Origin of the sequence: Actinoplanes octamycinicus (assembly GCF_014205225.1) — a bacterium.
GTDB classification, from domain to species: domain Bacteria; phylum Actinomycetota; class Actinomycetes; order Mycobacteriales; family Micromonosporaceae; genus Actinoplanes; species Actinoplanes octamycinicus.
Window position 1 is genome coordinate 2,967,063 of sequence record NZ_JACHNB010000001.1, and the last position, 17,925, is coordinate 2,984,987.

Below are 17,925 nucleotides of genomic sequence, written 5' to 3' on the forward strand. Positions count from 1 at the left end.
CGGCTCAGCCGGCCGCACCTTTTTCGCCAGCCGGACCTTTTCTCAGCCGGTCAGCCGGACCAGGAGCAGGGCGATGTCGTCGCTCCGGCGCGGGGCGACCTCCAGCAGCCGGGCGCACAACTCGTCCCCGGGATAGACCGCGCAGTGCCGGAGGACCTCGGCGAGCCGGGCCACCCCGTCGTCCAGCAGCTGGTCGCGGTCCTCGACCAAGCCGTCGGTGTAGAGCACCAGGGTCGAGCCGGGCGGGACGTAGCGCGTCGTGGTGGTGCGCGGGTCCTGCTGCGGGAGGCCGAGCAACGGCTCCGGCGGGACCCACCAGACCTGGACCCGGCCGTCCGGCAGGAGCAGCAGCGGCGGCGGATGGCCGGCGTTCGCGAAGCTGATCTGGTAGCCGGACCAGGACTGGCGGACCCGGGCCAGCACCGCGGTGGCGGCGGCCGGGACGCGCAGGCCGTGCAGGGCGTGGTCGAGATGGGTGAGCAGGACGCCTGGGTCGTCGGTGCGGCCGTAGGCGTCGCCGCGCACCAGGTTGCGCAGCTGGCCCATGGTGGCCGCGGCCTCGATGTCGTGGCCGGCCACGTCGCCGACCGCGACCAGCGCGCTGCCGTCCGGCTGGGCGAAGGCGTCGTACCAGTCGCCGCCGACCGCGGCGCCGTCCTGGGCCGGCAGGTAGCGGGCGTGCAGCTCGACGCCGGGCAGCGCGGGCAGCTCGGTGAGCAGGCTGCGCTGCAGCACCTCGGCGACGTGCCGCTGCTCGCGGTAGAGCCGGCTGTTCTCCACGGCGAGCCCGGCGCGCCGGCCGATCTCGGCGGCGACGCGCTCCTCGGCGGCGCTGAACGACGGCCGGTCCGGCCCGTTGACCAGCAGCACCGCGCCCATCACCCGGCGCCGGACCGGGGAGATGATCGGGGCCACCATCGACGACCCGAGACCGGCCGAGGTGGCGATCGCGGCGATCTCCGCGTCGCTGAGCCGGCCGCGCAACCGGGCCGGGCCGTCGGCGCGGCGGACCGGGCGGCCGTGCCGGCGGGCGGCCAGCACGATCGCCTGCAGGTCGGTGCGGGACCGGGCGGCCAGGTCGGCCAGCCGGGCCATGTCGGCGGCCCGCGCCGGGTCCCGGTGGGCCGCGCTGACGTGCGGCTCGGTGCCGGGCTCGTCGGCGTAGGTGACCACGCACCAGTCGGCCAGCCGGGTGGTGACGATCCGGCCGAGCCGGCGCATCGCCTCGGTGATGTCCATCGTCGCGGCCAGCGACTCGGTCAGGTCGGTGAGCAGCTCCAGCTGCTGGTGGGCGGACTCGGCGGCCCGCTGCGCCTCCTCGGCGGAGGCCCGGGCGATCCGCAGGCACACCTCCGACGAGCAGACCGCGGCCAGCTCGGTGAGCAGCGTGATCTCGCTCGGCGTCCAGTCCCGTGGCTCGTGGTCGACGGCGCACAGCACGCCCACCACCAGCCCGTCCGGGTCGGTGATCGGGGCGCCGGCGTACGCGATCGCGGTGAGCTGCTCGATCGACGGGTTGCCGCGCATCCGCGGGTCGTCGCGCACGTCCGGGATCACCAGCATCTCGCCGGCGACCACCACGTGCCGGCTGAACGAGTGGGTCAGCGGCATGGCGCGCTCGCTGGCGAACGGCTCCGGCATGCCGACCTGCCCGGCCAGGAACTGCTCCTCGGCGTCGACCAGGCAGACCACCCCGAGCGGCGCGTCGACCAGCTTGCGGACCAGCATCGCCACCCGGTCGAACGCCTCATCCGGCCCGGGACGCCCCAGCTGCCGGACCGAACGCAGGCGCACGGGATCGGCGAGCACACTCTGCTCGGTGTCGCCGATGACGTCCCACTGCAGCACCATCGCCCCCCGGCCGGTTGCCTGCCAGGTTACCGGCGCGGCGGGCCGGTCGGCGGGCGCGCGGCGGACCCGATCATCCGTTTCCGGAGGTCCCATCGGTCATCCCTGGCCCCCTCATCCGTGCCATCTCCCCAGGCCAGCGCGCCGTCCCGAGACCGGGGCGACGGAGTGACGCAGCACACACGGAGGAGAGGTTTCAGGCCGCGTGGTCGAACGGCTGCCGGCGCCCGGCGTCCAGGCCGGACCGGATCGTGCCACGGATCTCCTGCCGGCCCAGCCCGGCCGACCGGGCCGCCACCTCCAGCTGCCGGCGGACCGTGCCGGCGTCGAGCAGACCGGCCCCGACGAACCGGCCCAGCGCGAAGGCCTCCCGGTTCAGCGTGTCGTTGCGGCAGCCGACGGCGGCCTGCGACACCCGGCCGACGGCGGACTCCAGGGCCGCCTCGGCGTACCGGTCCGGGTGCGCCACCGCGGGCAGCGGAGCCGGTGGCGGCCCGGCGATCAGCTCGCGCAGCGCCGGCGGGCTGACCGGCAGCTCCGGCCCGGGCCGGTGGATCCAGGTGTAGCCGGCGCCACCGGCGTGCCGGGACGGCGGGGCCAGCACATAGCCGCCGGCGCCGCGCCAGTCCAGGCCGGGGAGCAGGCGCACCCGGTTGCCGTAACCGGTCGGGTGGAACCACAGGTGACGGCCGCCACCGCCGGTGCGCACCTGCGGGCCCGGCGGGATCTCGTCGCCGAGCAGGTGGCGCAGCCCGTGCCAGCCGGCCGCCGAGTCGATGTCGGCGACGTCCATCACCACGCCGGTGCGCAGGCCCACGTTGGCCCGCGGCCAGTGCGCCCACCAGAGCTCGATCCGGCGGGGATCGGTGCTGGCCTCGGTCACGCCGTGCCGCAGCAGCGGATGCTTGCCGGGACTGTCGCAGCGCGCTCCCCGGTGGCAGGAACAGACACCATCCCGGCCAGGCGTGTGCACCGGCAGGACGGGGATGCCGTGCCGGGCGTACGCCAAAGCGGCCGTGAGCGACATTAGAACAAGCGTACGACAGTTTCACTGGGCCGGCAGGGTCCGCAGCACATGCGAGATGTGGTGCGAGGTGCTCCACGCGATCCAGCTCGCCGAGCTGCCCGCGCCCCGGGCGGTCCGGGCCCGCCGGGCGATCTCGGCATCACCCCAGGAGAACTTCGCGCCGGCCGCCGGCCACTGCGCCGAGGTGACCAGGGTCCGGCACAGGTCGTGGCACCGGTCGTCGCTGCGCCCGCCACGCCGCGCCCAGCGGTAGATCCACCACTCCCGCTCGGTCGTGTACCGCAACGTCGGCAGCTGCCGGTGATGCTGCACGCCGAGCCGCCGGACCGGCGAGGTGACGCCGTAGTCCGCGTATCCGATCCCGGGCTCGCCCAGCCGCGCCCACACCCGGGCGTCCAGCCGGCCCACCGCCACCGGGCGGTCGGTCGGCAGGTCGTCCAGGTTGGGCGGCATCGCGCCGGAGGCCACGCTCACCGAGCGCCACGGCATGGTCCGGGCCCAGCGCAGCACCCGGCGGGCTCGCTCCTCGACCGCGTCGGCGTGCGACTGGCAGGCGGTCCCGGCCAGGTCGATGAGCAGGTCGACCTCCTCCGGATCGAGTGCCGTGGTGGCCAGCACCCGATCGGTGACCGCGTCCGCCTGGGCCGGGTTGCCGGCGTCGACGTGCGGCTGGAGCCGCAGGATCGCCCGGCGACGGTGCATCCGCGCGGCCAGACCGTGGGCCACCAGGCGACGACCGCTTTCGTACGGCCGGAGCACCGGCACCATCGTCACGCCGAGCCGGGCCAGCCGCTCCGCCAGGGTGAGCGGCTGCTCCACGGTGATCGGCACCTCGCCGAAGTCGAGCGCCAGCGTCCCGGTGCGCGGCGGCAGCTCCCGGACCAGCGGCAGGATGCTGATCGCCGGGTCCAGCTCGACGATCGGCTGCACCCGGGCGGCCTCGTCCGGGGAGAGGTGCGCCAGCGCCGTGAACTCGCCGCGACGTGGCCGAAGAATCGGTCGATAAGCCCCGTCGGGTGTCATAGTCCCACGGTAGCCGGATTGACGGTTGCCAGTGGGTTACGGCCGGTATAAATGCGCCAGCATCGATTGGTTCGCCTCCCAGCCGTCCGGGAACTTGACCGGGACGTTCAGGTGCACCGGCTCGGTCGACGGGTGCGCGTCGAGCAGCTCCGGGATGCCGGCTCGGGCCACCACCACGCAGGCGTGCCGGTGCCGCGAGGTGAGCACGCAGAGCCGCCCGGACTCCAGGTGGAAGGCGGTCGCGTCGCGCCGGCCGGAGAGCGGGTGCAGGACCACGGTCAGGTCGTACTCCCGGCCCTGGAGGCGGTTGGCGGTGTCCACGGTGATGCCGGCCGCCTCCGGCGGCAGCAGCGCGCGGATCGCGGCGGCCTGGTCCCGGTGCGCGGCGCCGACCGCGATCCGGGCCGGGGTCAGCGCGCCGGTGCCGGCCTCCGACTCGGCCACCCCGCCGCGGGCCAGCGCCCGGGCGGCGAGCTGGGCGCAGGCCGCGGCCGCCTCGGCGTCGGTCCGCACGGTGAACCGGGCGGGCAACTCGTGCAGCCCCCAGCCGGTCGCCGCCGCGGTGTCCAGCACCTGGTCCAGTGACGTCTCGGCGGCCCGCTCGAAGCGCAGCGTGCGGTCGCCCGGGCCGGTGCCGGAGCGGAAACCGGTGAACGGGTAGAACGCCTCGGCCACCACCGGCGCCGCCGACGCCGGCAGCCGCCAGGACACCGGCAGCCGGTGCACCGGCAGCTCCGGGTTGTGCCGGAGCAGCACCGCGACGGCGCTCTGCATCGGGTCCCAGGACAGGCCGGTCCAGCGCTCCACCTCGACCGTGGAGAACGGGTCGAGCTGGCCGGGGTCGCCCACGAACAGCGCCCGCTCGAACCGGGGCGCGACCCGCAGCAGCGCGTCCGACCGCATCTGATAGGCCTCGTCGACGATCGCCCACGGCCAGCTGCCCTCGGCGACGGTGGCCCACTTGGCCGCGGTGCCGATGGTGATCGCCGGGGCGGCCAGATCGGGCACCTTGGCGGCGACCCGGCAGTTCGGATGGTCCTTCACCCGGTCGGTGCGCTCGTAGTCCACCGCGGAGAGCCGGCCGACGGTCACCTCCGGGGACCGCGTGCCGAGCCGCTCGATCAGGTCGTCCACCTGCTCGTTGGTCTGCGCCACGATCATCAGGGGCGCGCCGGTCGCGGCCAGCTCGCCGGCCGCGCGGACCACCAGGGTCGACTTGCCGGCGCCGGGCGGCGAGTCGACGACGACGCCCCGGTGCCGGCCGGAACGCAGGTCGCCGAGCACCGCGGCGATCACGGTGGCGGCCTCCTCGGCCGGGCTGATCGCAGTCACCCGGGCACGGTAGCGCGGCCCGCCGACAAAACGTCCGACCCGCCGGGCGGCCCGGCTCGGTAGGCTGCCTCCTGTCATGGATCTTCGCGAATGGAGCTGGCCGGCCGGCAAACTGGCGGCGTTGCGGCTCGGCCGGCGGCTGGCGATGCGCGTCCCGGCCTCGCAGCCGCACCGCTGGTCGTTCGTGCACATCGTGCCCAGCGGCGCCCCGGCCGACGAGGCCGCGATCCGCGACGGCGCGGCGCGCAGCGACGCCGGCCGCAGCTTCCTGATCACCCACTGGGAGTACGAAGCGGACCGCCTGGAGGGCTACGACCAGGACCTCGGCGGGGTCCGGCTGCGCCGCGCGGTGGCCGCCGACGAGTCCGAGCTGCTCACGGTGCTGCGCGAATGGCAGCTCCCGCCGGACGGATTCGACTATTCCTGGGACACCGTCGACCCCGGCTGACCGGCGCGGGAAGGGCATTCCGGAGTCCGTGGGCCGGTCGGTTCGTTTGCGCGGGCGCAACGGTTGTCCGGGACCGCCCCGGAGTGCCCCCGCGCTGTCTGATCGACCGAGCTCACGGGGCCGGAACGGGCGGTACGAGCCGTTCCCGCCACCGGATCTTCACGCCCTTTGCGGCTCCGCCGGCCGGCGGAGCCGCTCAGCGTATCGAGCTGGGGCAATCCGTCCCTGCTTCGGTGTCGGCGCAGGTTGCGTGCCTCCCGGCGGCCGGACGACCGGGACGGCGGCGCTCCGCTTATCCGGTTCAGGGCCTACTTTCGTCCTCGGCCGGCCCCGCATTCGCCAGTGATCCGTCACGGTCCGTTTCCGTTCTCCCTTTCCGGTCGGTCGCCGGCTTTCTTATTTCTCGTGGCTTCCGCATTCCGCTCGCGGCTTCGCTGGGGCCCGTCCGTCCGTTTCCCGCTGAGGTTTCCGTGGACGGTCGCCGGGCGATTTTCTCTTGCCTTTCGGCGGCCGCCTTGAGGCCGCTTTCTGGTAGCCGCCTTTGAGGCCGCCTTTTGGCGGGCGGCGCGGCGGTCCCACGGGAGTGCCGGTGTTGCCGCCGCCGGACGCCGGACAAGGTCGAAGTGGGCCTCGGGGCAGCGCTCGCCGGGCGTTGTTGATCTATCAGCGGGCGATCTGACGGGTATCCGACACTTGGCTGCCTCGAGTTGCGCAGAGCCCGGGGGTTTGCCCGGTTGCGGGCGTCCGGGCCGGGGTGTGTGGATCTCGCTGGAAGGCGGATCCAGCGCCTGGAACGAGTTTCGCCCCGGCCGGTCCACTTCGGAGCGGCCGGGCAGATGACCATCGGTGCGGCGGTCGTGCAGGTCGCGCAGCCTTTGATCATGGAAAGTGAAGAAATGTTTGCTTCTTCGTCACCGATCGGAAATAAGTCTTCGGTTCACTAACGGGTACGGAGGAATAGTGAAACCGTCTTGCAACTTGCGCGTGCGGTTCGCCGCGCAAGTTGCAGGTTTCGATACCTCTCGGCTCGATGCCCCGGCGTGGTGGCTAACCTTCGATCGACCCGTGCGATTTCATTCATGTTGATTTTATTGATCTCGTTGCGGCCCCTTCCAGTCGATCATCGGAAGTGCAACTCTTCTAGCCAGCAGTGACGTCGACATCACGGACGGTGGTGGTGGGGAATGCGTCCAGACGTTCTCGTCGGTCCGAGCGATTGGCTGGTCGACCAGTTCGGCGACAAGATCGCCGACGAGCTGTGGACTCGGGTTCCAGAGGCCCTGAGCACGGCAATCGACCGCGAGGTGCATGCCCGCCCGGCCATGACCCAGACCGTGGAGCGCGTGCTGGGTAATCCGCGGTGGCCGCTCCCTTATGAGGAGCTCGTGCTGTTCCTCGGCACCTTGCCGGGTGCCGAGATCATCAGCGTGCCGAAATCGGTCTACCAGCTGGTCCTGATCAACGGCCGGGTGGTGGTCCCGTGGTGCTACGGCCAGTCCGCGCGGATCTCGATGGCCGATGCCGAGGTGGGCCGCTCGTTCGGCCGGCTCGCGCGGGAGCTGCTCGGCCGGTTCGGCCCGCCGTGGCGCCGGTCGCCGGTCGAGGCCCCGCTCCCGCTGGACGCGGTCGACGAGCGCGAGGTCGCCAAGATCTGCGCCGCCATCTCCCGGATCGAGCCGAAACCCGAGGTGGTCATCGCCGGCTACGCGGGCGCCCCCAACCTGGGCCTGCTCCGGGCCTGCCTGGGCGAGGTCAAGTCCACCGACAACGGCACCCTCAACTGGAGCCACCTCGACGACCTGCCCTTGCCCCCGCCGGTCATCCCACGCCCCCGGCGCATGCAGTTCCCCTGACCCTCCGCCCGCGGCGGGCCGGAGCCGCCCGGTGGACGCCGCCCGCCCGCCCTGGGCGGCGTCCACCGGCTCCGCCGCACCCCGGCCCTCCACGACCTGGTCGCCTTCTAGCTGTGTCCTTCGTGCCGCGGCGTCTTGCGGCCGTCCACCACCTGGTCGCCTTCTAGCTGTGTCGTTCGTGCCGCGGTCTCTTGCGGCCGTCCACCACCTGGTCGCCTTCTAGCTGTGTCGTTCGTGCCGCGGTCTCTTGCGGCCGTCCACCACCTGGTCGCCTTCTAGCTGTGTCGTTCGTGCCGCGGTCTCTTGCGGCCGTCCACCACCTGGTCGCCTTCTAGCTGTGTCGTTCGTGCCGCGGTCTCTTGCGGCCGTCCACCACTCGGTCGCCTTCTAGCTGCGTCCTTCGTGCTGCGGCGTCTTGCAGCCCTCGACAACCCGGTCGCCCTCAAGCTGCGGCTCTCGTGCCGCGGCCTCTTGCGGCTCTCCACCACCCGGTCGCCCGCTAGCTGCGGCCCTCGTGCCGCTGCCCCTTGCGGCCCTCGATCAGCCGGCCCTTGAGCTGCGGCTCGCCTTTCACCTCATCACCGTTCCGCGTTGCTTCTCCGCGCCGCGCGCGTCCTCGCCCCTCCCGCGCCGATTCAGGGCGGGCTACGCGAAGCGCTGCTACCTCTGCCGGTCGGCGAGTCATCCACATCAGCGCATTGTCCACAGCCCGGCCCGGGCGAATCCTTCTTCTGCGCCACACTGTCTTCGGGGCGGCCCCCCTGAGGGCGGGCGGGGACTGGATAGTGGCGGGCCGGGGCGAGACGGCACCGGATCGACCAGCAGCCTGGAAGCGGATCGGTGGGTTCCGGTCTAGGTTGGAGGAATCGGGCGACCGGCACGGGGGCGATGATCGATGGCGGAGACCTCTTCGTTCGTGGTGACCGGGGGTGGCCGCGGGATCGGGCGGGCGATTGCCGAGCGGCTGGTCGGTGAGCGGGACACCGTCGTCGTCCTGGATGCCGATCCGGCGGCGCTGGGCTGGATCGACCAGCATCCGGGAGGGGCGCGGATCATTCCGGTGCTCGGTGACGCCACCGATCAGGCGACCGCTGAGCGCGCCGCCCGGACTGCGGCCTCCGCCGCCCCGCTGCGCGGCTGGGTCAACAACGCCGCGATCTTCCCTACGGCCTGGCTGCACGAGACACCGGCCGCCGAGGTGAGCGCCTTGATCCGGCGCAACCTCGACCTGACGCTGACCGGCTGCGCCGCCGCCCTCAGCGTCTTCCTCGCGGATCCGGCCGGCTCCGGACAGCCCGCCGCGCCGGCTGGATCGGCTGATGCTGGAGATCGGGGACCTGGCACCGAGCCGGTTGGATCGGCTGGTGCTTCAGGTCGGGGACTTGGCGTCGCGCCGGTTGGATCGGCTGGTGGCGCAGATCGGGGGCTTTCCGCCGCACTGGATGAGTCGGCGGCGGGAGTGGACCCGCGGGGTGGGGCGATTGTGAACGTCTCGTCGCATCAGGCGCAGCGGGCGGTGCGGGGTGCGTTGCCCTACGCCACGGCGAAGGCGGCGATTGAAGGCTTGACCAGGGCGTTGGCTGTTGACTACGGGCCGTTCGGGGTGCGGGTGAACGCGGTTGCGCTGGGGTCGTTTGCCACGGAGCGCTCGGCGGCGTACCTCAAGAATCTGCCGGAGGCGGACCGCCTTGCCTTTCACCGGGAGATCGGGCTTCTGCAACCGCTCGGGCGGATGGGGCGGCCCAGCGAGGTCGCCGAGGTGGTGGCGTTCCTGCTGTCCGACGCGGCTGCCTTCCTGAACGGCGCGATCATCCCGCTGGACGGCGGCCGCTCCGCTGTCGGCCGCGACCCCGAAGAAGCCTGACCGTGAGACGCGATCCCGCAGCAGCCTGACCGTGAGACGCGATCCCGCAGCAGCCTGACCGTGAGACGCGATCCCGCAGCAGCCTGACCGCGAGGCGCGATCCCGCAGCAGCCTGACCGCGAGACGCGACCGGGACGACGCTCGACCGGGAGAGGGCCGGCGGAAGGCTGACCGTGGGGAATGGGCGGCGAACCACACTCACCGGTGGACCGGGTCGCCTCTAGACTTCCTGGGATGGAGTCGCCCACGACGATCCGGGACCGGGCTGTCGCGGTCGCCGACTACCTGCTTGCGGTGCGCGCGCAGATGGACCGCCCGGCCCGCACCGTGCCCTCCGACGCGCACTGGCTGGACGCTCTGCCGGCGCATCCGGACTGTCAGCTGGGCCCGGGGGCGGACGGTGCTTCCTGGCTGCGGGTCGGCCGCCCCGAGCTGCCGCCGCCGGTGACCGTCCCGGCCGCTCTTCGCCGCCGTCTGCGCGGTGAGATCACCGCCACCACCGAGCCGGCGACCGACGGCGCCCCACCGGCCGCAAGCAATCTCGCCGGAAGGGCAGCGGCAGGAGCGAGCGAGAAAAATGGCGCAGGCGACAAGACCGCGGCAGGCGAACAGTCCGACGCGGTGACCAGGGCCGGAGCGGGCGAAAAGCCCGACCCGGGCGAGAACGGCAAGGCCGGGGAGCAGCCCGGCGCCAGGGGGAACGCGCAGGCAGGGCAGCAGCCCGGCGCTGGGGAGAAAGCCGGAGCCAACGACCGCGCGGGCGATCAGGCCGCGCCGGGCGCCGCGGACGGACCGGACGACTTCGCCGTCTGGCGCGATCGGACCTGGCGCCCCTGGTCGCTGCTCACCACCGCCGCCGAACAGACCCGTGACCTGCACCGCAAGCTCTTCGACCGGATGCACCAGCTGGACATGGCCGCCGCCACCACCGAGCTGGTCTGGGGCCACGGCATCCTGGAGACCACGGTCGACGGCACCCGGATCCGGTATCCGCTGGTCGCCACCCCGGTGCTGATCGAGTACGACCCGGACCGCGCCCTGGCCTCGGTGTCCCCGGCCGGCCCGTCCCGGCTGCAGACCGATGCCCTGCACGGCTTGGACGAGCGGCACCTGGCCCAGTTGCAGGGGCTGGCCGGCCCGGGCGGCGTGGTCGAGGTCGACCTGTGGAACGAGTTCGAGCGCCGCGAGTTCTTCGAGCGTGCGCTGACCCGTCTCGGTCATGACCGGGTCGTGGTCGGGCCCGGTGACGACCGGCCGCAGTCCGCTTTCGTCCGGGACACCGCGGTGCTCTTCGCCCGGCCCCGCCAGCGCCAGCTCCGCGGCTTCCTGGAGAACCTGCGCAACCGCCTGACCGCCGGCCGGGCCACCGAGGGGGTTGGCGCGCTCGCCGCGGTCCTGGCCCACGAGCCGTCCCGGCTGGCCATGCCGGACGATCGCCCGGAGGCCTGGTACCGGGTCGGCGAGCGGTTGCTCATGCCGTTGCCGACCAACGAGGCGCAGGAGTCGATCGCCCGCCGGCTGGCCCAGCACCGCAACGTGGCCGTGCAGGGCCCGCCCGGCACCGGCAAGACGCACACCATCCGCAACCTGATCTGTCACCTGATGGCGAACGGCAAGCGGGTCCTGGTGGTGGCCCAGAAGGAGGAGCCGCTCCGGGTGCTGCGCGACGGCCTGCCGGAGGAGGTGCGGGCGCTCTGCCTGGCGGTGCTCGGCCGGACCACCGACCAGCTGGTGCAGCTGCAGCTGGCCGCGCGGGAGCTGTCCGACCGGGCGGCCACCTTGGACAAGGACGCCGAGGCGCGCCGGGTGGACCGGCTGACCCGTGACCTGGAGGAGGCCGAGCGGGAGCTGGCTGCCGCGATGGCCGGGCTGCGGCTGATCGCCGAGAGCGAGGCGGCGAGCTATCAGATCGGCGGGGTGAGCCTGCTGCCGGCCGAGGTGGGCGCCTGGTTGCGGGAGCGGGCGGCCGCGCACGGCGGCATCCCGGATCCGGTCGCCGGTCCGCCGCCGCTGACCATCGAGGAGTTCGGCACGCTGCTGAAGCTGGCCGCCCGGCTGACGCCGGACGATCGCGCGGCGGCGATGCGCCCGCTGCCGGAGATCATGGATCTGCCGGACGCCGCCACGGTGGCGGCCCACCGGGCCGAGATCGCCGCGGCGCGGGAGCGTCTGTCCCGGTTGGCTGACCAGGGCGTGGACCTTTCTTCGGTACGCCGTGAGCAGCGCCCCGCGCACGTCGAGCTGATGACCGACCTGCGCGAGGCGGTCACCTGGCTGCGCCGCCGGGAGGGCACCTGGACCGACCGGCTGGGCCGGCTGATGGACGACCAGCACTGGCGCACCATGTGGGCGGATCACGTGGCCACCGTGACCGGGCTGCTCGACGAGCTGGCGGCCGGCGCGAAGGAGCAGGCCGGGCACCGCGTGGTGATCGCCGAGGCGCTGCTGGCCGAGCCGAAGCTGCTGCTCACCCGGCTGGCCGAGATCCGGCTGCGGTTCGCCGCCGGCAAGGGGCTGAGCCGGCTGTTGCAGGCCGGGCTGTTCCGGGTGGCCGAGGAGATCCGGGTGGACGGCGAGCCGATGCGCACCGCCGAGGACGTGGATCTGGTCATCGCCCGGGTGCGCCGGGCGCAGGCGCACCGGCGGCTCGGCGACGTGTGGGCGGACTGGGTGGACCGGCTGCGGATCGGCGAGCCGGCCGGCGGCTGGACCGATCCGGAGGTGTGGGCCGGCGCGCTGCTCGCCGAGGCGGCCCAGTCGCTGGAGTTCGATCTGCGGCGCTGGCCTTCGCTGGTGGAGCGGGTGGCTGCTCGCGTACCCCAGATCGATCTGGAGTTGGACGGCGCGCGACTGGCGGCCGTGGCCGAGATGATCGACGGCGCCGCCGAGGTGTTCGTGGTGGATCAGGGGCTCGCCGAGGAGCGGACGGTCGCCGAGCGGCTGGCCCGGTGGCCGGAGCTGGCGCAGGCGTGGCAGGGCCTGGACGGCTGGGACGAGGCGGTCGCCGAGGTCCGCCGGGTGGCCCTGCTGCAGCCGGATGTGCTGCGCTTCCACGCCATGCACGACCGGCTGGCCGCGGTCGCGCCGGAGTGGGCCGCCAAGATCGCCACCGGCGAGCATCCGGTGGTCTCCGGGCAGGCCTGCCTGGACGCGTGGGAGTGGCGGCGGGCGCAGACCTGGTTCGACCAGATGGTCGGCGACGTGGATCCGGCGCTGCTCGGCCGCCGGGTGGAGCGCGCCCGGTCGCGGATTCGCCGGCTGACCGGTGAGCTGGTGGTCGCCTCGGCCTGGCTGGAGGTGGCCCGGGCGCTGGACGACCGGCGGCGGGCCGCGCTCGCCGACTGGACCACCGCGCTCCGCAAGATCGGCAAGGGCACCGGGCGCAGCGCCGCGCTCTGGCAGGCGCACGCCCAGCGGGCGATGGAGTCCGCGGTGTCCGCCGTGCCGGTCTGGGTGATGTCGGTGGACCGGGCGATCGAGCAGTTCGCCGGGGGAGCCACGTTCGACGTGGTGATCGTCGACGAGGCGTCGCAGGCGGACCTGTTCGCGTTGCCGGTGCTGTCGCTGGCCGAGCGGGCCGTGGTGGTCGGCGACGACCAGCAGATCGGTCCGCAGCTGAGCTTCGTCGGCTCGGTGCAGGGGCTGATCCAGCGGCACCTGACCGAGGTGCCGTCGGCCGAGCACTTCGATCCGGAGTCGTCGCTTTACGATCACGCGGTGCGCCGCTCGCCGGAGCGCATCCTGCTCACCGAGCACTTCCGGTGCGTGCCGCAGATCATCGAGTTCTCCTCGCGGCACTACTACGACGGCAAGATCATGCCGTTGCGGGCGGACCGGCCGGCGCTGCTGCCGATCCGCAACGTGTTCTGCGCCGAGGGGGTCCGGCAGAGCCTGCCCGGCTTCGGCGAGGTCAACCTGGCGGAGGCGGATGCCCTGGTCGACCGGGTCACCAAGATCGTCGCTGATCCCCGGTACGACGGCCGGACGCTCGGCGTGATCAGCCTGCTCAGCCGCAGCGGCCAGGCGAACTACCTGCTCACCAGGATCCGTGAGGCGATCGGCGAGGACGAGATCCAGGCGCGGCGGCTGCGGGTCGGTGACGCTTACACGTTCCAGGGCGATGAACGGGACGTCGTGCTGGTGTCCATGGTGGTGTCCGAGAACGATCAGCGGGTGGCGGCGTTCACCAAGCGCGACTACCACCGCCGGATCAACGTGGCCGCGTCCCGGGCCCGCGATCAGCTGTGGATCTACCACTCGGTGCGGCCGCAGGCGCTGCTCGCCGACGACGCCCGGGCGCTGCTGCTGGCGTACGCGATCGATCTGCCCACCGAGGCGGCGGCGGCCGACCCGGCCGCGCGCTGCGAGAGCGACTTCGAGCGGGCCGTGCTGCGGCTGCTGGCGGTCCGCGGCTACCGGCCGATCCCGCAGTTCCGGATCGGTGGGTACCGGATCGACTTCGTGCTGAACGCCCCGGACGGCCGGCGCCTGGCGATCGAGTGCGACGGCGACGCCTACCACGGCCCGGACCGGTGGGAGAGCGACATGCGCCGGCAGGCGGTGCTGGAGCGGGTCGGCAACTGCGTCTTCGTCCGGATCCGGGGCAGCGTCTTCGCCCGCGAGCCGGAGGCGGCGATGCGCCCGGTCTGGCAGCGGATCGCCGAGCTGGAGATCAGCCCGATCGGTGACTGACCGCGAGGTTGCCGGGACGTGGAGTGCATGTGGACGGTCGCGCCAGGGTAAGAAATCGCACAAGGTTTTAATACGGATACTGGCAGTGACTGTCCGTCATGGAGGTGCCGACGCTATTTCGGTGGAATTGGGTGGTAAAGCGGTCCGCCGTTCGGTTGTTTCGTTACTCTGGATGGGCGATAATTCCCTGCTCCTGGCCTTGCCTGCGGATACGTCAAAACTTTGACCGCGGCGTCCACTGTTACTACGGCCCGGTGACAGGTCGTAATAGGTGAGGGGTCCTGGTTGGCAGGGGGAGCAGCCGTGTGCAAGGGGGGAGGTGCCGTCGGATGACCGTGCCCGAAGAACGGGAGCGCTGGTCGCCACCGGCGACCCCGTTGCCCGAGCCGCGCCCGCCGGCCGAGGACCGTGCCGCCTGGTTCTCCTACACCACCGCCAACGACCAGATCGTCTGGTCCACCGCGCTCTCCACGATGCTCGGCCGCCCGCCCGCCGAGCACGAGAAGACCCGCCAGGTGCTGTCCCGCTACGTGCACCGCGACGACATGGCCGGCGCGCTGGGCGCCATCACCGAGGCCTGGACCAGCCGGACCACGGTGCGGGTCACCGTCCGGCTGATGCGCGCCGACGGCGGCTGGATCGACGTGGACTGCCGGCTGGAGCCGATGATGAGCCCGGACGGCACGGTCCGCGGCATCCGCGGCACGCTGCGCGACGTCACCGCCCGGGAGCGGGCCCGCCGGGAGGACGCCCGGCTCACCCGGCGCGGCGAGACCGTGCAGTCCTCGCTGGTCGAACCGGACCCGGCGACCGGCCTGCTGACCCGGGCCCGGTTCGCCGACGAGATCGACCGCGCGCTGCGCCGGGCGGCCGGCGCGCTGCTGGTGCTGCGGGTGCAGGCCGACGAGGCCGGGGACGGGCTGCTGCACCGCACCGCCCGGATGCTGGAGGCCACGGTCGGCCCGGACCGGCTGCTCGGCCGGGTCGGTACCAACGAGATCGCGGTGCTGCTCGACGCCACCGCCTGGCCGGCCGCCCGCAAGCAGGCGGCTGAGCTGGTCGAGGCGGTCCGGGCGGCGGCCGGGGCACGGGTCTGGTGCGGCCTGGTCCGGTTCCGGCCGGACGCCGAGGCGGGCAGCCACGACCTGCTGATCGACGCCGAGCAGGCCTGGCGGCAGTCCCGGGAGGCGGACCGGCCGCTGACCCTGGTGGCGCATCCGGTGCCGGCCCGGGACCGGCAGGGGTCGTACCGCAACCGGGTCGCCGACGCGCTCGGCACCGACCGGTTCACCCTCTACTCGCAGCCGATCCTGGAGCTGCAGACCAACCAGGTGACCCGGCACGAGCTGCTGCTGCGGGTGCTCGACGAGGGGGACGGCCCGCAGTCGCCGATCCAGGTGCTGGACGCCGCGGAGCGTCTCGACGCGGTCTTCGACATCGACCTGTGGGTGGTGGAGCGGGCCATGCGGCTCGCCGTCGAGCAGCCCGGGATGGGCCTGCAGATCAACCTGTCCGGCCGCTCGGTCGGCGATCCGCGGCTGACCGCCGAGGTGGAGCGCCTGCTCACCGAGTACCGGGTGAACCCGACGCAGCTCACCTTCGAGATCACCGAGACCGCGCTGATCGGGAACCTGAGCGAGGCCCGCCGGTTCGCCGACCGGATCCGGGACCTGGGCTGCTCACTGGCCCTGGACGACTTCGGCTCCGGCTACGCGTCGTTCCGCTACCTCCGGCTGTTCCCGATCGACCTCGTGAAGATCGACGGGGAGTACGTCGTCGACCTGGTCGACAACCCGCAGGACCAGGTGCTGGTCCGGGCGCTGGTCCAGGTCTGCCAGGCGTACGGGATCCACACCGTCGCCGAGTTCGTCCAGGACGAGCCGACCCTGCGCATGCTGCGCGAACTCGGTGTGGATTACGTCCAGGGATACCTGATCGGCCGCCCGTCGCCGGTCGTCCCGGGCCGGCTGCGCAACGCCTGATCCGGTCGTCGGCGGCCTGGACGACCCGCCCGCTTCTTGAGCGAGTGCGCAGGCACACGACGCCGGAACCGGCCGAGGCCCCCCAGCCAGCCGGTTCCGGCGCCGTGGCGGGGTAGAAAGTCCTCGGACAGCCTACTCGCTGAGGTTCACGTAAGTCGATCGATTCGGTGACGCCGCGTGGAATGCTGTCCGCCCGGCCTATATCGGACTGTCCGAACGCCACTAACCTTCCAGCATGGACGAGCCCCGCTGGTTGACCGATGAGCAGCAGGCGATCTGGCGACGGCTGGTCGAGGTGCTGGTCAAGGTGCCGGCGGCGATGGAGGCACAGCTCCAGCGGGACGCCGGGCTCACCCACATGGGCTACCTGGTGATGATGACCCTCTCCGAGCACCCGGACCGCCGGCTGCCGATGAGCCACCTGGCCAAACGCGCCTGCGCCTCGCTCTCCCGGCTCTCCCACGTGGTGGCCCGGCTGGAGGAGAAGGGCTGGCTGCTCCGCGAGCGCGACCAGCTGGACGGCCGGGTGCAGATCGCGGTGCTCACCGACGCCGGCTACGCCAAGGTGGTGGCGAGCGCGCCGGGTCACGCCGAGGCGGTCCAGCAGCTGGTCTTCGACCGGCTCACCACGGCCCAGGCCCGGCAGCTCGGCAAGCTAGCCGAGGCGTTGCTGAAAAGCCCGTAAGGTCAGTGTCAATTGCGGAAGGGGCGTGCGGCGGATGAGTCAGCGGGTGCGAGGGGTGATCGCCCGGGAGAAGGGCAAGCCGGTCGAGGTGGCCACGATCGTGGTGCCCGACCCGGGTCCGGGCGAGGCCGTGGTGCGGGTCCAGGCGTGCGGGGTGTGCCACACCGACCTGCACTACCGGGAGGGCGGCATCAACGACGACTTCCCGTTCCTGCTCGGGCACGAGGCGGCCGGCGTGGTCGAGGCGGTCGGCGACGGCGTGACCGACGTGGCGCCCGGCGACTTCGTGGTGCTCAACTGGCGGGCCGTCTGCGGCAACTGCCGGGCCTGTGCCAAAGGCAAGCCGCAGTACTGCTTCAACACGCACAACGCGAAGCAGCGGATGACCCTGGAGGACGGCACCGAGCTGTCCCCGGCACTGGGCATCGGCGCCTTCGTGGAGAAGACGCTGGTGCACGCCGGGCAGTGCACCAAGGTCGACCCGCAGGCCCGCCCGGCCGCGGTCGGCCTGCTCGGCTGCGGCGTGATGGCCGGCCTGGGCGCGGCGATCAACACCGGCGGGGTGACCCGCGGCGACTCGGTCGCGGTGATCGGCTGCGGCGGGGTCGGTGACGGCGCGGTGGCCGGCGCGGCGCTGGCCGGGGCCACCACGATCATCGCGATCGACACCGACGACCGGAAACTGGAGTGGGCCCGCGGGTTCGGCGCCACCCACACGGTCAACGCCCGCGAGCACGACGTGGTGGAGCGGGTGCGCGAGCTGACCGGCGGGTTCGGCGCCGACGTGGTGATCGAGGCGGTCGGCCGCCCGGAGACCTACCGGCAGGCGTTCTACGCCCGCGACCTGGCCGGCACCGTGGTCCTGGTCGGGGTGCCGACCCCGGAGATGACGATCGAGCTGCCGCTGCTCGACGTCTTCGGCCGCGGCGGCGCGCTGAAGTCCAGCTGGTACGGCGACTGCCTGCCGAGCCGCGACTTCCCGATGCTGACCGAGCTCTACCGGCAGGGCCGCCTCGACCTGGACGCGTTCGTCACCGAGGAGATCCCGCTGGACGGGGTCGAGCAGGCCTTCGCCAAGATGCACACCGGCGACGTGCTCCGCTCAGTCGTCGTCTTCTGACTCTCCCCGCGGCGCGTTCCCTCCCCGGGAGCGCGCCGCCGGCGTCGTCCC

At 72.9% G+C, this 17,925-nt stretch carries 11 protein-coding genes; 7 read left to right on the forward strand and 4 right to left on the reverse strand.

The features are described from left to right. Positions 1–42 precede the first annotated feature (42 nt). The 4 genes from BJY16_RS13320 to BJY16_RS13335 all read right to left on the reverse strand — a co-directional run bounded on the left by BJY16_RS13320 (position 43) and on the right by BJY16_RS13335 (position 5,230). Positions 43–1,944: a GAF domain-containing SpoIIE family protein phosphatase gene (locus tag BJY16_RS13320; protein ID WP_307835724.1), complete on the reverse strand. Its 1,902-nt coding sequence runs from the start codon at positions 1,942–1,944 to the stop codon at positions 43–45. A gap of 100 nt (positions 1,945–2,044) precedes the next feature. Then, positions 2,045–2,875 (reverse strand): bifunctional DNA primase/polymerase, encoded by an 831-nt coding sequence (locus BJY16_RS13325; RefSeq protein WP_185039766.1) that lies wholly within the window; start codon positions 2,873–2,875, stop codon positions 2,045–2,047. 21 nt (positions 2,876–2,896) lie between these two features. Beyond that, positions 2,897–3,898: a beta family protein gene (locus BJY16_RS13330; RefSeq protein ID WP_185039767.1), complete on the reverse strand. Its 1,002-nt coding sequence runs from the start codon at positions 3,896–3,898 to the stop codon at positions 2,897–2,899. 36 nt (positions 3,899–3,934) lie between these two features. After that, a complete protein-coding gene (locus BJY16_RS13335) occupies positions 3,935–5,230 on the reverse strand; it encodes an AAA family ATPase (protein ID WP_185039768.1) in 1,296 nt (431 codons plus the stop codon). Between the two features lie 76 nt (positions 5,231–5,306). Here BJY16_RS13335 and BJY16_RS13340 point away from each other — a divergent pair, with 76 nt between their 5' ends. The 7 genes from BJY16_RS13340 to BJY16_RS13370 all read left to right on the forward strand — a co-directional run bounded on the left by BJY16_RS13340 (position 5,307) and on the right by BJY16_RS13370 (position 17,874). Further along, complete coding sequence (locus tag BJY16_RS13340) at positions 5,307–5,678, forward strand: hypothetical protein (protein WP_185039769.1); 372 nt, start codon at positions 5,307–5,309, stop codon at positions 5,676–5,678. Between the two features lie 1,184 nt (positions 5,679–6,862). Continuing rightward, positions 6,863–7,531: a hypothetical protein gene (locus tag BJY16_RS13345; protein ID WP_185039770.1), complete on the forward strand. Its 669-nt coding sequence runs from the start codon at positions 6,863–6,865 to the stop codon at positions 7,529–7,531. 895 nt (positions 7,532–8,426) lie between these two features. Then, positions 8,427–9,395 carry an SDR family oxidoreductase gene (locus BJY16_RS13350; protein ID WP_185039771.1) on the forward strand — a complete coding sequence of 323 codons (969 nt, stop codon included), beginning with the start codon at positions 8,427–8,429 and terminating at the stop codon, positions 9,393–9,395. Between the two features lie 234 nt (positions 9,396–9,629). Further along, positions 9,630–14,087 carry a PDDEXK-like endonuclease domain-containing protein gene (locus BJY16_RS48385; RefSeq protein WP_275408066.1) on the forward strand — a complete coding sequence of 1,486 codons (4,458 nt, stop codon included), beginning with the start codon at positions 9,630–9,632 and terminating at the stop codon, positions 14,085–14,087. 329 nt (positions 14,088–14,416) lie between these two features. Next, positions 14,417–16,069 (forward strand): EAL domain-containing protein, encoded by a 1,653-nt coding sequence (locus BJY16_RS13360; protein ID WP_185039772.1) that lies wholly within the window; start codon positions 14,417–14,419, stop codon positions 16,067–16,069. 235 nt (positions 16,070–16,304) lie between these two features. After that, positions 16,305–16,754, forward strand: coding sequence for a MarR family winged helix-turn-helix transcriptional regulator (locus BJY16_RS13365; protein ID WP_185039773.1), 450 nt, complete (start codon positions 16,305–16,307; stop codon positions 16,752–16,754). Between the two features lie 34 nt (positions 16,755–16,788). Further along, positions 16,789–17,874, forward strand: a complete 1,086-nt coding sequence (locus BJY16_RS13370) for an S-(hydroxymethyl)mycothiol dehydrogenase (protein WP_185039774.1) — start codon at positions 16,789–16,791, stop codon at positions 17,872–17,874. The last annotated feature ends 51 nt before the right edge of the window (positions 17,875–17,925 follow it).

Excerpts from the sequence above, each read along its gene's own strand:
- BJY16_RS13325 (WP_185039766.1), bottom strand. The coding sequence starts at position 2,875 with ATGTCGCTCACGGCCGCTTTGGCGTACGCCCGGCACGGCATCCCCGTC.
- BJY16_RS13365 (WP_185039773.1), top strand. The coding sequence starts at position 16,305 with ATGGACGAGCCCCGCTGGTTGACCGATGAGCAGCAGGCGATCTGGCGA.
- BJY16_RS13345 (WP_185039770.1), top strand. The coding sequence starts at position 6,863 with ATGCGTCCAGACGTTCTCGTCGGTCCGAGCGATTGGCTGGTCGACCAG.
- BJY16_RS13330 (WP_185039767.1), bottom strand. The coding sequence starts at position 3,898 with ATGACACCCGACGGGGCTTATCGACCGATTCTTCGGCCACGTCGCGGC.
- BJY16_RS48385 (WP_275408066.1), top strand. The coding sequence starts at position 9,630 with ATGGAGTCGCCCACGACGATCCGGGACCGGGCTGTCGCGGTCGCCGAC.
- BJY16_RS13360 (WP_185039772.1), top strand. The coding sequence starts at position 14,417 with ATGACCGTGCCCGAAGAACGGGAGCGCTGGTCGCCACCGGCGACCCCG.
- BJY16_RS13370 (WP_185039774.1), top strand. The coding sequence starts at position 16,789 with ATGAGTCAGCGGGTGCGAGGGGTGATCGCCCGGGAGAAGGGCAAGCCG.
- BJY16_RS13350 (WP_185039771.1), top strand. The coding sequence starts at position 8,427 with ATGGCGGAGACCTCTTCGTTCGTGGTGACCGGGGGTGGCCGCGGGATC.
- BJY16_RS13340 (WP_185039769.1), top strand. The coding sequence starts at position 5,307 with ATGGATCTTCGCGAATGGAGCTGGCCGGCCGGCAAACTGGCGGCGTTG.
- BJY16_RS13320 (WP_307835724.1), bottom strand. The coding sequence starts at position 1,944 with ATGGGACCTCCGGAAACGGATGATCGGGTCCGCCGCGCGCCCGCCGAC.